The 14,241-nt window shown below is 66.4% G+C and carries 11 protein-coding genes; 1 reads left to right on the top strand and 10 read right to left on the bottom strand.

The genetic code is table 11. The features are described from left to right. Nucleotides 1-38 precede the first annotated feature (38 nt). The 6 genes from CFB40_RS21590 to CFB40_RS21565 all read right to left on the bottom strand — a co-directional run bounded on the left by CFB40_RS21590 (nucleotide 39) and on the right by CFB40_RS21565 (nucleotide 7,844). Nucleotides 39-998, bottom strand: coding sequence for a glycosyltransferase family 2 protein (locus CFB40_RS21590; protein ID WP_089428040.1), 960 nt, complete (start codon nucleotides 996-998; stop codon nucleotides 39-41). A gap of 64 nt (nucleotides 999-1,062) precedes the next feature. Continuing rightward, the gene (locus CFB40_RS21585) at nucleotides 1,063-3,288 is read right to left on the bottom strand and encodes a polysaccharide biosynthesis tyrosine autokinase (RefSeq protein WP_089432342.1); all 2,226 of its coding nucleotides are present in this window, start codon (nucleotides 3,286-3,288) and stop codon (nucleotides 1,063-1,065) included. 50 nt (nucleotides 3,289-3,338) lie between these two features. Next, nucleotides 3,339-4,517 (bottom strand): polysaccharide biosynthesis/export family protein, encoded by a 1,179-nt coding sequence (locus tag CFB40_RS21580; RefSeq protein ID WP_069251045.1) that lies wholly within the window; start codon nucleotides 4,515-4,517, stop codon nucleotides 3,339-3,341. Then, nucleotides 4,511-4,954 (bottom strand): low molecular weight protein-tyrosine-phosphatase, encoded by a 444-nt coding sequence (locus tag CFB40_RS21575; protein ID WP_089428042.1) that lies wholly within the window; start codon nucleotides 4,952-4,954, stop codon nucleotides 4,511-4,513. The genes CFB40_RS21580 and CFB40_RS21575 overlap by 7 nt, the downstream gene beginning before the upstream one ends. Before the next feature lie 30 nt (nucleotides 4,955-4,984). After that, a complete protein-coding gene (locus CFB40_RS21570) occupies nucleotides 4,985-6,397 on the bottom strand; it encodes a UDP-glucose dehydrogenase family protein (RefSeq protein WP_089428043.1) in 1,413 nt (470 codons plus the stop codon). A 73-nt stretch (nucleotides 6,398-6,470) separates the two neighbouring features. Next, nucleotides 6,471-7,844 (bottom strand): undecaprenyl-phosphate glucose phosphotransferase, encoded by a 1,374-nt coding sequence (locus CFB40_RS21565; RefSeq protein ID WP_089433270.1) that lies wholly within the window; start codon nucleotides 7,842-7,844, stop codon nucleotides 6,471-6,473. A 428-nt stretch (nucleotides 7,845-8,272) separates the two neighbouring features. Here CFB40_RS21565 and CFB40_RS21560 point away from each other — a divergent pair, with 428 nt between their 5' ends. Further along, nucleotides 8,273-9,799: a mannose-1-phosphate guanylyltransferase/mannose-6-phosphate isomerase gene (locus CFB40_RS21560; protein WP_089428044.1), complete on the top strand. Its 1,527-nt coding sequence runs from the start codon at nucleotides 8,273-8,275 to the stop codon at nucleotides 9,797-9,799. A 123-nt stretch (nucleotides 9,800-9,922) separates the two neighbouring features. On the opposite strand, the gene CFB40_RS21555 is transcribed toward CFB40_RS21560, so the two are convergent. The 4 genes from CFB40_RS21555 to CFB40_RS21540 all read right to left on the bottom strand — a co-directional run bounded on the left by CFB40_RS21555 (nucleotide 9,923) and on the right by CFB40_RS21540 (nucleotide 14,086). Then, the gene (locus CFB40_RS21555) at nucleotides 9,923-10,855 is read right to left on the bottom strand and encodes a transposase (protein ID WP_089428045.1); all 933 of its coding nucleotides are present in this window, start codon (nucleotides 10,853-10,855) and stop codon (nucleotides 9,923-9,925) included. Nucleotides 10,856-11,589: 734 nt separating this feature from the next. Further along, nucleotides 11,590-12,171: a DUF3501 family protein gene (locus tag CFB40_RS21550; RefSeq protein WP_089428046.1), complete on the bottom strand. Its 582-nt coding sequence runs from the start codon at nucleotides 12,169-12,171 to the stop codon at nucleotides 11,590-11,592. Between the two features lie 31 nt (nucleotides 12,172-12,202). Beyond that, on the bottom strand, nucleotides 12,203-13,540 hold the full coding sequence (locus tag CFB40_RS21545; RefSeq protein WP_089432341.1) for a heterodisulfide reductase-related iron-sulfur binding cluster: 1,338 nt from the start codon (nucleotides 13,538-13,540) through the stop codon (nucleotides 12,203-12,205). Nucleotides 13,541-13,663: 123 nt separating this feature from the next. Beyond that, the gene (locus CFB40_RS21540; RefSeq protein ID WP_089428047.1) at nucleotides 13,664-14,086 is read right to left on the bottom strand and encodes a rubrerythrin family protein; all 423 of its coding nucleotides are present in this window, start codon (nucleotides 14,084-14,086) and stop codon (nucleotides 13,664-13,666) included. Nucleotides 14,087-14,241 lie beyond the last annotated feature (155 nt).

Raw genomic sequence — 14,241 nt, 5'->3', positions numbered from 1 at the left:
CCCTCCGTGGGTGGCCGCGCGCGGGGCGCGCAGGCCGTTCAAGACGTCACCGGCGGCATCGCCGCACGATGGGGGGCAAGGTTCGCGCGGCGGGCGTCGCGCGCGCCGCGGCGCACCGCGCGCCAGTGCTCGCGGATCCGCTCGCGCTGCGCCGTATGCAGCGACAGCAGCACGTGCGCGAGGCCCGGGTAGACGCGCGTGCCGACCAGCGTCCACCACCACCACGCGATCTCGCGCCGGACCGGCGGCAGATGCTCGCGCAGGATCAGGTGCATGTTGTACGCGCCGTTGCTGATCGCATTCAGCGACGCGGCATCGCGCCGGTCGTCGTCGAAACGCTCGGCCGGGAAATGATCGACCGCGATCGCCGGGTCGTAGACGAGCTTCCAGCCGTCGCGCTGCACGCGCATGCTGAAACCCATGTCGTTGTGCACCTGCGCGCCGGCGCCGCGCAGCCGCGTGTCGAAGCGCAGCCGCTCGATCGCGGCGCGGCGGTAGCTCATGTTCGCGCCTTTCAGCATGTCGACTTCGCGCAGGCCGCCGACGCCGAGATGATGGTTGCCGACGATCTTGCCGGACAGCGTGAGCTGGCCGACGAGCTCGCGCGATTCGTCGAGCACGCGGCCCTTCTCGTGCACCCAGTCGCGCCCGCCGACCGCGCCCACGCGCGGATCGGCCTCGAACACCGACTCGACGCGCGCGAGCCAGTCGGGATGCGGCGCCGCGTCGTCGTCGGTGATCGCGACGATGTCGCCGTGCGCCGAGTCGAGCCCCTTGTTCAGCGCGGCGACCTGGCCCGGCACCTCGACCGGCACGATGCGCAGCGGCAGCGCGCCGCCGACCGCCGGATCGGCGAGCCGTTCGTGCGTGGCGTCATCCTCCGGGCGCGCGACGACGATCACCTCGTCGGGCAGCCGGTGCTGCCGCTGCAGCGCCAGCAGGCAGCGCGCGAGGTCGGCGGGACGCCGATAGGTCGGAACGAGCACGGAAATTTTCATCGTTGATTCTCCTGTCGGCCGGGCAGGCAACACGCGCTGCCCGCCCGGTTACGTGCGATGCGGATCAGGCGCTCAGGTATTCATGCACGGCCGCATAGCCGCGGCCGTAGCCGCGCGCCTTCGGCGGCACGCCGTTGAAGATCCCGCCTTCCAGGTCGACGCCCGCGGTGCGCAGGCGCTTGATCGCGTCGGCGATCTCGCCTTCGGTATGCATGCCCGAGCGCAGCACGAGGAACGTCGAGCCGGCCATGCGGCCGATGATGGTCGCGTCGGTCACCGCCAGCACCGGCGGCGAGTCGATCAGCACGACGTCGTAGCGCTTGCCGAGCCCTTCGAGGTATTGCGGCAGGCGCGACGACATCAGCAGCTCCGACGGGTTCGGCGGGCGCGTGCCGGCCGAGATGAACGACAGGCCCTGCACCGGCGTCTCGCGCACGGCGTCCTCGAGCGCCGACTGGTCGCTCAGCAGCTCGGACAGGCCCGGCTGCGACGTGAGGCCGAAGTAGCGGTCGAGCAGGCCGCGACGCATGTCGGCGTCGATCAGCAGCACGCGCTTGCCCGAATGGGCGAGCAGCACCGCGAGGTTGACCGTCAGGAAGCTCTTGCCGATGCCCGGCGTCGGGCCCGTCAGCACGATCACGCGGTTCTTCGCATCCATCATCGCGAACTGCATCGCGGTGCGCAGGCTGCGCAGGCTCTCGACGCTGAGATCCTTCGGACGCAGGCTCGCGAGGATCGGCCGGGTACGGCTGCCGCCCTTCTCGGCCTGCGCGTCGAGCTTCACCTGCTCGGCGCTTTGCGGCACCAGCCCGTACAGCGGCAGGTTGAACGCACGCTCGATGCGGTCGGGATCCTCGATGCCCTGGAACATGTTGCGGCGCAGGAACACGACGCCGGTGCCGAGGATCAGCCCGAGGAACACGGCGGCCGACAGGATCAGCACCTTCTTCGGCTTGACCGGATCGCCCGGACGCAGCGCCGAATCGATCAGGTGGATGTTGCCGCCCGTGCCGGCCTTCTGCACCGACAGCTCCTGCACGCGGTTCAGCAGCAGCACGTAGATGTCCTCGGCCACCTTCGCGTCACGCTGCAGCTGGACGGCCTTCACTTCGGTGGCCGGCAGGCTGCGGAAGCGGTTGCTGAACTTGTCCTTCTCGCCCTGCAGCTCCGCGAGCTGCTGCTTCGCGGCGATCACCATCGGGTGCGAATCGGTGAAGCGCTGCGCGAGCGATGCGAGCTGCAGGCGCTGCGCGGCGATCTGCTGTTCGTACTGCACGCTGCCTTCGAGGTAGACCTTCGCCTCGTCGCTCGCGTTGATCGAGCCCGACGTGCGCTGGTACTGCGTCAGCGCGGCTTCCGCGCGTTCGAGGTCGGCCTTCAGGCGCGGCTCCTCGCCCTTCAAGAAGTCGAGCATCTTGGTCGCTTCGGCCTGCTTCGCGACCACGTGCTGGTTCAGGTACGACTGCGCGAGCGCGTTCGCGATCGCGGCGGTCTGGTCCGGGTCCTTGCCTTCGAGCGAGATCTGCACGACGCCCGTCTGCTTGCCCTGCTCGGTCACCTGGATGCCGGTCTGGAAGCCGCTGATCGCGTCGAGGTCGTTGTAGCGGACCACCGTGAACTGCGTGCCGGGGCGCGCGACGAGCTTCGACACGAGCAACGTCACGCCGCCGCCCTGCGCCGATTCGCCGACATGGCCCGACAGCAGCCGCATGCCGTTCTGGTCGACGATCGAATAGGTGCCGTTCGGGCCGGCCGTCAGCGTCAGCTTCTTGCCTTCGAGCGCGGGCACGACGGTGATCGAATCGACGTCGGCCACTTCACCGCCCCATGCGTACGACTTCAGGCCGAGCCACGGCTTCGCCGGCTCGCCCGGCGTCGCGATGCGCGCGGCGAGGCTGCCGATCACCGGCAGCGTCTTCGGCACGACCGAGAAGTTCAGCTTGAACTGCTCGACCACCGGCGCGACCACGCCGCGGCTCTTGATGATCTCGATTTCCGCGTCGGTCGGCGCCTGCTGCGGGCCGCTGTTGATCATCGCGCCCGTCTGCGTCTGCGTGAGCGCCTGCGACGTGTTGTCGTTGCCCTCGACCCGCACGTGCACGTCGGCCTGGTAGACCGGCTTCGCGATGTAGCAGTAGAGGCCGGCGAGCGCGACGACCGTGACCGCGATGCCGAGCAGCAGCCAGATGTCGTCCATGATCACCTGGAGCAACTGGCCGAGGACGACGTCCTCTTCCTCGGTTTTCGCGGACAGATCCGCGTAGGTGTGTTTCGCTTGCGTGTTCACCATTCGTTCCCGCTTGAGTGGTGCCGGGGCGGAGGCGCCGCCCCGGCGGGCTATCAGCGCGTGATTTGCCGCATGTAGAAGATCGTCTGGATCGTCGGCAGCACCTGCTGCAGCACACGGTTGAACTGCACCGAGCTGGCCGTGCTGACGTAGACGACGTCGAGCGGTTGAAGCGGGAAGCGGCTCGACAGCATCAGCGCATCCGGCTGCGTCATGTCGAGGCGGAACACTTCAGGCTTCGTCGGGTTGTCGCGCATCCCGCGCATCACGTAGATCTTGCGCGGGTTCGCGTCGGTGTCGAGGATGCCGCCGCCCGCGGTCAGCGCGTCGGCGATGGTCAGCTTGCCCTTGAGCATCGGCACCGTGACCGGCGTCTTGACCTCGCCCATGATGAACACGCGGCTGTCGCTACGGTCCGGCACGTTGACGATGTCGCCCGGCTGCAGCATCACGTTCTGCTTCACCTCGCCGCGATCGAGCACGCCGTTCGCGTCGAGCGTGTAGAGCTTGCCGTCGCGCGTCAGGCGCACGCGCTGCAGGTCGGCCTCGTTGGTCGAGCCGCCGGAGCGCGAGATCGCGTCGACGAGCGTCAGCGGCACGTCGCTCACCGCGAGCGGGCCCGGCTGCTTCACCTCGCCCGTCACCTGCACCTTCTGGCTGCGGAACGACAGCACGCGCACGTCGAGCTGCGGATTCTTCACGTAGCGCGACAGCGTGGTGGCCATCTGCTCGCGGATCTGCGCGACCGTCTTGCCGGCCACCTTGATGCGGCCGACGAACGGGAAGAAGATCGTGCCGTCCGAGGCCACCGTCTGGCCGTACGGATCGGCCTGGCCCGGCAGCGCGGTCGTATACGGCTGCTGCAACGCACCCGCGACCGACTGCGTCGTGTTGCCACCGCTCGAGAACGACTGGCCCTGCGGCGTCGTCAGCTCGGGGTGGTCCCACACGGTGACGCCGAGGATGTCCTGCGGGCCGACGCGGTACACGTACTCCGACGGATCGGTATAACGTCCGGGCGGCAGCGGATGGTCCACCTGCGCTTTCTGCAGCTGGTCCATCACCACTTTGGCGTCGATGTAATGAACCGGATAGGTTTCGGCCGCTTGCTGCCGGCCTTCGTCCTTCAGGTTCGACGAGTCGAGGTAGTTGCCGGGCGCGGTTGCACAGGCTGACAGGAAAGTCGTCAGCGCGACGGCAAGCGCCACCGGGCGCATCGGGCGTTTCAGCATAGTTTCTGTAGCCATCCTTGAACCAGACGTTCGATCAGTGAGTAGCTCTCGCGGTAATCGGCCTCGGGGCCGCCGTGCGGGTCGGCAATCTCGGCCCCTTCCCACTTGCCGAGCAGGTGGACCTTGCCGCGCGCGAACGGATCGACCGATTCGACGGCCTTGATCTGTCCGCGCTCGCTGACGAGAATCAGGTCGGCGTCGCGCACGATCCGGCGCGACAGCCGCCGCGAGCGGTGGGTCGTCGCATCGACGCCCCGCTCGGCGAGCAGCTGACGCATCACCGGATCGATGCCGTCGCCGTCGTTCGCATGCACGCCCGCCGAGTGAAACGTCGGGCGCGGGCCGCCGCGCGACGCGGCGTGCGACTTGAACAGCAGTTCCGCTGCCGGGCTGCGGCAGACGTTCGCGTGGCAGACGATCAGGATGTTCCGGAACATGGCGTCTCGTAACGAGTGACGGGAAACGGGTTACGCGCTGGCGGGCGCGGTGCCCGGCACACGGGCGGCGACGGCCTGGCGCGAGCCCGGCCGGCCGATCGGGTGGTATTCGATGCCCTGCTCGCTCATCGTCTCCGGCTCGTACAGGTTGCGGCCGTCGAAGATCACCGGCGATTTCCACAAGCGGCCGAGCGCGACGAAGTCGGGGCTCTTGAAGATCTTCCATTCGGTGACGATCACGAGCGCGTCGGCATCGCGCGCGGCCTGCGCCTCGTCGTCGACGAAGCTCAGGCGCTCGAGCCAGCTCGGGTGATCGGCGAGATCGAGCGCGATCACGCGGCGCGCTTCCTCCTGCGCGACCGGGTCGTACGCGGCGATGCGCGCCCCGCGCGACAGCAGCTCGGCGATCAGCTCGCGGCTCGGCGCTTCACGCATGTCGTCGGTGTTCGGCTTGAACGCGAGGCCCCAGATGGCGAACGTGCGGCCGCTCAGGTCCTCGCCGAAGCGCGCGACGATCTTCTCGGCGAGCACGCGCTTTTGCGTGGCGTTGACCGACGACACCGCCTTCAGGATCTGCAGTGCCTGCCCGTGCTCGTCGGCGGTGCGGATCAGCGCCTCGACGTCCTTCGGGAAGCACGAGCCGCCGTAGCCGCAGCCGGCATACAGGAAGTGATAGCCGATGCGCGGATCGGAGCCGATCCCGCGGCGCACGGCCTCGATGTCCGCGCCGAAGCGGTCAGCCAGGTTCGCCAGCTCGTTCATGAACGAGATGCGGGTCGCGAGCATCGCGTTCGCCGCGTATTTCGTGAACTCGGCCGAGCGCACGTCCATGTACAGCGTGCGCTCGTGGTTGCGGTTGAACGGCGCGTAGAGCTTCTTCATCAGCTCGCGGGCGCGCTCACCCGGCACGTCGTCGTCGCAGCCGATCACGATGCGGTCAGGCCGCGTGAAATCGTCCACCGCCGCGCCTTCCTTCAGGAATTCCGGATTCGACACGACCGAGAACATCTGGTCGCCGCCGCGCTTCGCGAGTTCTTCCGCCACCGCCGCGCGCACGCGCTCGGCCGTGCCGACGGGCACCGTCGACTTGTCGACGATCACCTTGAAGCCCGTCATGTAGCGGCCGATGTTGCGTGCGGCCGCGAGCACGTATTGCAGGTCGGCCGAACCGTCCTCGTCGGGCGGCGTGCCGACCGCGATGAACTGCACGTCGCCGTGCGCGACCGCGGCCTCGATATCGGTCGAGAAGCGCAGGCGGCCCGCCGAGCGGTTGCGCGCGATCACTTCCTTGAGGCCCGGCTCGTGGATCGGCACGCCGCCGTTGTTCAGGATGTCGATCTTTGCCTGGTCGACGTCGAGACAGAACACGTCGTGCCCGATGTCGGCCAGACATGCGCCGGTGACCAGCCCTACGTAACCGCTGCCGATGATAGTCAGATTCATGATGTGTCGGACCTCTTGACCAATGATTCGAAATTCGTAAAACCGGAATGCCTGCGCGGCGCGATCTCGGTGCTCAGTACGCGTTGCTGCCGGTGAAGCCTTTCCAGAGCGTCAGCACGACGATCTTGATGTCGAGCCAGAACGACCAGTTCTGCATGTAGTACAGATCGAGCTTCACGCGTCCCATCATCTTCTCGATCTGGTCGGTCTCGCCGCGAAAGCCGTTGATCTGCGCCCACCCGGTGATGCCCGGCTTGATCCGGTAGCGGAACATGTAGCCCTTGACCAGATCCTTGTAGATGTCGTCGTGCGCGAGCGCATGCGGGCGCGGGCCGACGACCGACATCTCGCCCTTCAGCACGTTGATGAACTGCGGCAGCTCGTCGAGGCTCGTGCGGCGCAGGAACCGGCCGACCGGCGTCACGCGCGAATCGTTCTTCTTCGCCTGCGTGACCTGCCCCGCCACTTCCTGGTGCACCTTCATCGAGCGGAACTTGTAGATCTCGAACTCGTGCCCGTCGATGCCCTTGCGCTTCTGGCGGAAGAACACCGGGCCGCGCGACGTCAGCTTGATCAGGCACGCGATCACCAGCATCACCGGTGCGAGGCCCGTGAGCGCCACCAGCGCGAACGCCCGGTCGAACACGAACTTCGGCAGGATCCGCACGTCGGTGATCGGCGACGCCGCGAGGTTGATCGCCGGCACGCCGAGCACCTCGACCACTTCCTGGTTGAAGAACGACAGCGTGCGCACGTCCGGGATGAAGCGGATATTCACGAAGTCGTGGCGGAACACCGTCACGATCTGGTGAATCCGGCGCTCCTCCGTGATCGGCAGCGTGAGCCACAGCTCGCTGATCGCGCGGCTGCGCACCAACCACACCAGCGACTCGAACTGCCGCTCGATGCGCACGTCGTCGAGCGCGACTTCGCCGGGCGCTTCGCTTTCGTCGTATACGCACACCGGGTTGAAACCGGCTTCCGGCCGCGCCCGCATCTGGGCGATCAGCCGCCGCGCCGCCGGCGTCCCGCCGACGATCGCGACCGCCTTCAGGTTGTAGCCGCCGCGGCGCAGTTGCCGCAGCACGACGTGCACGCAGGCTTTCGAGCCGGCGAGCAGCGCCATCGTCACGAGCGCCCAGTAACCCAGCCACAGCCGCGACAGGTCGCCCGACTGATGAAAGCTGAAGCTCAACAGGATGCCCGCGAGCTCGACCACCAGCCACGCGAACGCGACCCGCCCCACCAGCCCGACGAGACGCTTGCCGCGCCACGACTGGTAGATGCCGAAGGCGGGAAAGCACACGACGACGAGCAGGCAATCGAACAGCATCATCGTGCGCTGCAGGTCGTTGAGCCAGATGCTGCCACCGTGCAGCGCGGCGGCGATCAGCGCCCCCGTCACGACCATCGCGATATCGATGACTCTCGCCAGCACGCTCAACATGTCTGCTTCCTCTTTGAACAGGCGTTTGCCGAACAGCTCCTTGTGCGACCCGTGCCGCACATTCGATTCAAACGTTGCATGACGCTATTGAAGCGGTAAGAAATTTTCGCCTCAAGCGTACAAGTATTTCGAAAAATAATCGGAAATTCTTGCCGCGATGTTTCTGAATTAATTCGGCACGTTTTCCCGAAATTCCCTGGAATCGGGAATTTTTCAGAAGCTTTACGATTTCCGCTCACCCTTTGCGGGTGGTCAAGACCAGCCGATTCACCGATTTATTTTTTACTTTTTTATTTGCATCGGATGCCGGCGCGGAAAATTCTTCCCGATGAATGCGTGGCGAATATCCGGCAATGGATCCGGTTTTATTGTCGATTTACTTCATGCTACAACGACAGGCACTGACTTCAACCGTGGAGAGTGTCCTCATGAATGCTCCGGCCGTGGCTGCCGAAACGCGCCATTCTTCTTCCACCGCGCCCGCCGCCGCCACGCGCGTCGCCGTGCAGCCGGTGATTCTCGCCGGCGGGTCCGGCACGCGCCTGTGGCCGATGTCGCGCGAACGTTTTCCGAAACAGCTGATCGGCCTGCTCGGCGAACATTCGCTGCTGCAGTCGACCGCGCTGCGCCTCGACGGCCTGGCGGCCGACCATCCGCTGAACGACGACGTGCTGATCGTGTGCGGCGAGGATCACCGCTTCACCACCGCCGAACAGCTGCGCCTGACCGGCAAATCCGCGTCGATCATGCTCGAGCCGGTCGGCCGCGACACCGCGCCCGCGCTGACGCTCGCCGCGTTTCGGCTGGTCGCCGACGGCAACGATGCGGTGATGACCGTGATGCCGGCCGACCATGCGGTCGCCGACCTGCCGCGCTTCCATGCGGCCGTCGCGGCCGGCGTGCACTGCGCGATGCAAGGCAAGATCGCGACGATGGGCATCGTGCCGAAGCACGCGGAAACCGGCTACGGCTACATCCGCGTCGGCGCGCCGCTCGGCGACGCCGCCACGGGCCCACTCGACGTGCGCCGCCTCGACCGTTTCGTCGAGAAACCGCATCTCGAACTCGCTCAGCAGTACGTCGCATCGGGCGAATACTGGTGGAACAGCGGCATCTTCATCGTTCGCGCGTCGGTCTGGCTGAAGGCGATCCGCCAGCTCGAACCGGCCATCTACGCGGCCTGCGAACAGGCCGTCGCCCAGGGCAAGGCCGACGGCGATTTCTTCCGCATCGATCGCGAAGCGTTCGCCGCGTCGCCGTCGAACTCGATCGACTACGCGGTGATGGAGCCGCTCGCGAGCCTGCCGCAACTGTGCGAGAGCGTCGTCGTGCCGCTCGACGCAGGCTGGTCGGACGTCGGCTCGTGGGACGCGATCTGGCAGATCTCGCCGAAGGACGACGCCGAGAACGTCGGCCGCGGCCACGTGCTGTTCGAAGGCGCGGAATCGACGTTCGCGCATTCGGAAAGCCGGCTCGTCGCCTGCGTCGGCACGCAGAACCTCGTCGTCGTCGAAACGCCGGACGCCGTGCTCGTCGCGGACAAGTCGCGCGTGCAGGACGTGAAGAAAATCGTCGGGCGCATCAAGGCGCAACGCGGCGCGGAAGCGACCGATCACCGCAAGGTGCATCGCCCGTGGGGCCACTACGACTCGGTCGACATGGGCGAGCGCTTCCAGGTGAAACGCATCGTCGTGAAGCCGGGCGCGCAACTGTCGCTGCAGATGCACCACCATCGCGCCGAACACTGGATCGTCGTCTGCGGCACCGCGCGCATCACGCGCGGCGATGAAACGTTCCTGCTGTCGGAAAACGAATCGACGTACATCCCGCTCGGCGTGTCGCACCGCCTGGAGAACCCGGGCAAGATGCCGCTCGAGCTGATCGAGGTGCAGTCGGGCGCATATCTCGGCGAGGACGACATCGTCCGCTTCGACGATACCTACGGCCGGCAGTAACGCACGTGCATAGCGAGGCGCCGCTTCGACAGCGGCGCCTCGGGCAAGGCAGGCATGGAAAGACGGGACTTCCGCGCGGGCGTCGTGGCACACGACGGCCCGCGCGTTTCACCCGGTCGGCGATCAGCCGACGCGGTACACGTACTCGCGACGCTCCGGCTGCACCGGATCGTTGCGGCTTTCGGACAGCGCGCCCGCATGGCGCTCGGCGATGAAGCGCTGGATGTCCGACTCGGCACGCGCGAGCGCGGACAAGCCGGCCAGCACCTCGCCTTGCGGCTCGCGCGCCGGCTCGTCGCTCGCGCCATGGCGATCGATCCACTGGCGCGCCCAGTCGAGCGCGAACTGCTCGGCTTCCTCGGCATCGGTAAAGCGCGGCCCGATCAGGCCCGAGCGTTCGACGCGCCGGTCGTCCTGCGTAATCTCGGCCCACGCGCGATACATCAGGTTCTGCACCGGCTGCGCAATGCCGCAGATCGTATAGCCGCGATATTGGTCGACTTGCGGTTCGGCCGCGGCGAAGCTCGCCGACGACGCATGCGCATGGCGCAGCGCCGTCGACGGCGCACCGGGCACCGCGAACGACGGATCGACGACTTCGTCGACCGGCCGCGCGCTCATCGACGCACCCTCGCCCTCCCAAACGTTTGCCTGAGCGACCGGCAATTGCCACGACTCGGGGTTCTGCCAGAACACGCCGCGCAAGCGATCGTTGTCGGGCACGGGCTCGGCACGGCGCGCGGGCACGGCCGGCTCCGGCGGCGGCGGGATATACGCGAACGTGCGCCCGCTGAACTGGGTCAGCACGTCGATCATCTGCAGCAGCGTGCCGGACGCGAGCCACTCCTCGTAGCGGCGACGGCACGTCGGCCCTGACGGATAGCGGCCGGGCAGTTTCGACCAGGCTTCACCGGTCGTCAGGATCCAGAGCACCGCGTTGGCAACGACGCGCGGTTCGGCTCGTGGACGCCCACGGCGGTTCAGCCGGATGGGTTCATCGGCGATCAGCGTTGAAAGACGAAACCACTCTTCATCGGTAAGCTCATCGAAGAACATAGTAGATCTCTCCACGCAGCCAGGCCGGGGCTGCGATTGGCGGCGCCGTCGCGACACATCGCATCGCGGGGCGGCCAGGTTGCACATTATGGTTATCCGCTGTTGTGCATGCCGGTGCGACACCGCACTTTCACGGTGCCGAGATTCCCGGCAATGACGCACAAATCACGGTCTCACTCCAATGTGGGAATTTTTGTGCACGAAGCATACCATCCCTAGGGTTTATCTCAATATGACAATGACTTAATGTTACGCACTGAAACAACCTGCCATGGATGCGTAATGTATTTACGCTTGAATTTTTTTGCGGGATCTTTATGCCCGTCGCTGCAAAGGCCCGTCTGGCGGGGCTCCGCAGCGTATGAAGAATGCCTTTTCATGGGCATTTCCGGGCTGCTCCGACCCCGGCCGGCAACAATCCCGCGCATTGCTTCCCGATATCGGTAAATCAGGGAAAAAAGCGTAACAAGATATTCACGAATCGGTAAATCATTCAAATTCGGCCGATTTAAATTATCTCCATGCACAATCTTTTTATTGTTTCTCTGCGAGTGATGAAAGCACGGTGACGTGCGATGCACATTTTTCGCCACGCGCAAACTCGTGACGTCTGTTACATCTTCGGGGGCGACGCGCGGGCGATCGCGCCGCATCGGGGGCGGGAATCGTGTTTCGGGTCGGAACGAAAAAAGGAAAACCAGTGGCAGGCGGTGCCGGACGTTGCAGCGGCCGCGTCAGCGCAGATCGGCAGCCAGCGACGCGGTCACGTCCGCGTCCACGCGCTGCGGCGGCATCGTATAGGCCGGGTGATCGCAACCGATCGACAGCGCCGCCCCGCCCCTGAGCGCCGCGCGCATCGGCGCGTCGAGCTCGAAGCGCACGAAGTGCACGGCCGACGTCTTCTCGGCGGTGTCGCGGTCGAGATCCTCGTCGGCGATCGCGTAGACGCGCGCATGCCCGTCGACCTGCAGGTACACGCGATCCTCGACACCGATCAGCCGCGCGAGCGCCGCGCGCCGTTCGATCTCGTGCTCGTACTCGATCTGCATCGTCGCCTTCAGGTTCGTGCCGTCGGGCACGAGCGGCAGATACGCGTCCAGCTCCCCTTCGATGCCGGCCTGGTCGAAGATCTTCTCGATGTGCAGCATCTCCTGGATCTGATAGCGGATCGTCGTCTCGTCCTCGAACAGGAAGCGCAGATGGTTGCCGAGCGCCACCGCGCGGCGGCGCTTGTACGCGACGAGCCGCGCGTGTTCGGCCTTGCGGATCTTCGCGTACGCTTCGAGCGTCAGCAGGGAGTCGCGGGTCAACGTCATGGGAGGTCCTCGTGGGTCGGCCGGCGGCGGCTCAGATGCCGTACGCGCGGCGCAGCAGCGTAAGCGGATGCGCGAGCGGCGCGGACGGCAGCCCCTGGTCGTCGATGCCCTGCACGATGTGATGACCGGCCAGCGCGCAGTCCGACGACACGACATCCGGCCGCGGCTCGGCCATCGCCTTGAACACGGGAGCGCCGATCCGCATCGCGTCCGCGTGAAACTCCTTCTTCACGCCGAACGTGCCCGCATGGCCGGAGCAGCGCTCGACGACGTTCACGCGCGTGTCGGGCACGAGCGACAGCGCGTCGGCCGTCTTGCGGCCGATGTTCTGCACGCGCGCATGGCACGGCACGTGATACGACACGGTGCCGAGGCCGGTCTTGAAATCGGTCTTCAGCAGTCCGTCGCGATGGCGCGCGATCACGTATTCGAACGGATCCCAGAATGCGTCGGCCACCGCGCGCACCGCTTCGTCGCCGGGGAACATCAGCGGCAGCTCGCTCTTGTACATCAGCACGCAGCTCGGGATCGCACCGATCAGCGCATAGCCTTCGCGCGCGTAGCGTTCGAGCACGGGCAGGTTCACGTCCTTCTTCGCGGCCACGCCGGCGAGATTGCCCTGCTCGAGCAGCGGCATCCCGCAGCAGGCTTCGCGCGTGACGAGCTCGTACGGGATGTCGTTGTGCGCGAGGATCGCGAGCAGGTCGTGGCCGATGCCGGGCTCGTTGAAATTCACGTAGCAGGTTGCATAGATCGCGACCTTGCCGGGCGTGCGTTCGCCGTCGCGCACGGGCAAGCCGTCCGACGGCCTCGCCGTGCGCCGGAACTTGCGCGGCGCGAATTCCGGCAGCCACGCGTGGCGATCGACGCCGAGCGTCGCCTCGAGCGCATGGCGCGCGGGCGGCGTGCGGTTCACCGCGTTCACCACCTGCGTGACGATCGGAATGCCGGCGAAGTGGCCCAGCGCGTCGGTGTTCGACAGCACCTTGTCGCGCAGCGTCGCTTCGCCGCGCTTGTAGCGCGCGGCCTTGCCGCGCAGCATCAGGTGCGGAAAGTCGACGTTCCACGCATGCGGCGGCACGTACGGGCATTTCGTCATGTAGCAGAGGTCGCACAGGTAGCACTGGTCGACGACCTTGCCGAACGCGGCCTTCGGCACCTCCTCGATATCGCCCATCGGCGTGTCGTCGACCAGATCGAACAGCGTCGGAAACGCGCCGCACAACGACACGCAGCGTCGGCATCCAGCGCAGATGTCGAACACGCGCGTCATTTCCGCATCGATCGCGGCCTGGTCGTAGAACGCATCGGACTGCCAGTCGAGCGGATGCCGGGTCGGGGCTTCGAGACTGCCTTCCTTGTGGGGCATGGGGCGCTCCATCCAGCGCGGCGCGCATGCGCGCCAGCGCCGCCCGCGCGATGCGGGCAGCGATGAACGAACAGCCGGCCGCTTGCCGGTCGCACGGCCTGCCGTGCGGCCCGCGGCGGCCCGTCAGTCGACGAGACTGTCCAGCGCCTTCGTGTAGCGGTTCGCGTGACTGCGTTCAGCCTTCGCGAGCGTCTCGAACCAGTTCGCGATTTCGTCGAAGCCTTCCTCGCGCGCCGCCTTCGCCATGCCCGGATACATGTCGGTGTATTCGTGCGTTTCGCCGGCGATCGCCGATTCGAGATTCTGCCGCGACGAACCGAACGGCAAGCCCGTTGCCGGATCGCCGACGGCCTCCAGGTATTCGAGATGGCCGTGCGCATGGCCGGTTTCGCCTTCGGCGGTCGAGCGGAACAGCGCGGCGACGTCGTTCTGGCCTTCGACGTCCGCCTTCGAAGCGAAATACAGATAGCGCCGGTTCGCCTGCGATTCGCCCGCGAATGCGGCTTTCAGGTTCTCTTCGGTTTTGCTGCCCTTGAGTTGAGCCATTTGCGCCTCCGTTCGAGTCGGCGCGGCCGCGTGCGGAGCCGGGTCGATCAGGTATGTGGGGAACGATACGCTTGCCGGGGCGCGCGCGTCGTGCTCTTCAATCTAGGCGCTCCCGTTCGCATCCCCCAATAGGCTTTTTCAATCCGGGCGATAGT

The sequence above is a fragment of the Burkholderia sp. AU31652 genome, from assembly GCF_002223155.1.
Taxonomy (GTDB): domain Bacteria; phylum Pseudomonadota; class Gammaproteobacteria; order Burkholderiales; family Burkholderiaceae; genus Burkholderia.
This window is presented reverse-complemented; position numbering and strand designations above follow the sequence as displayed.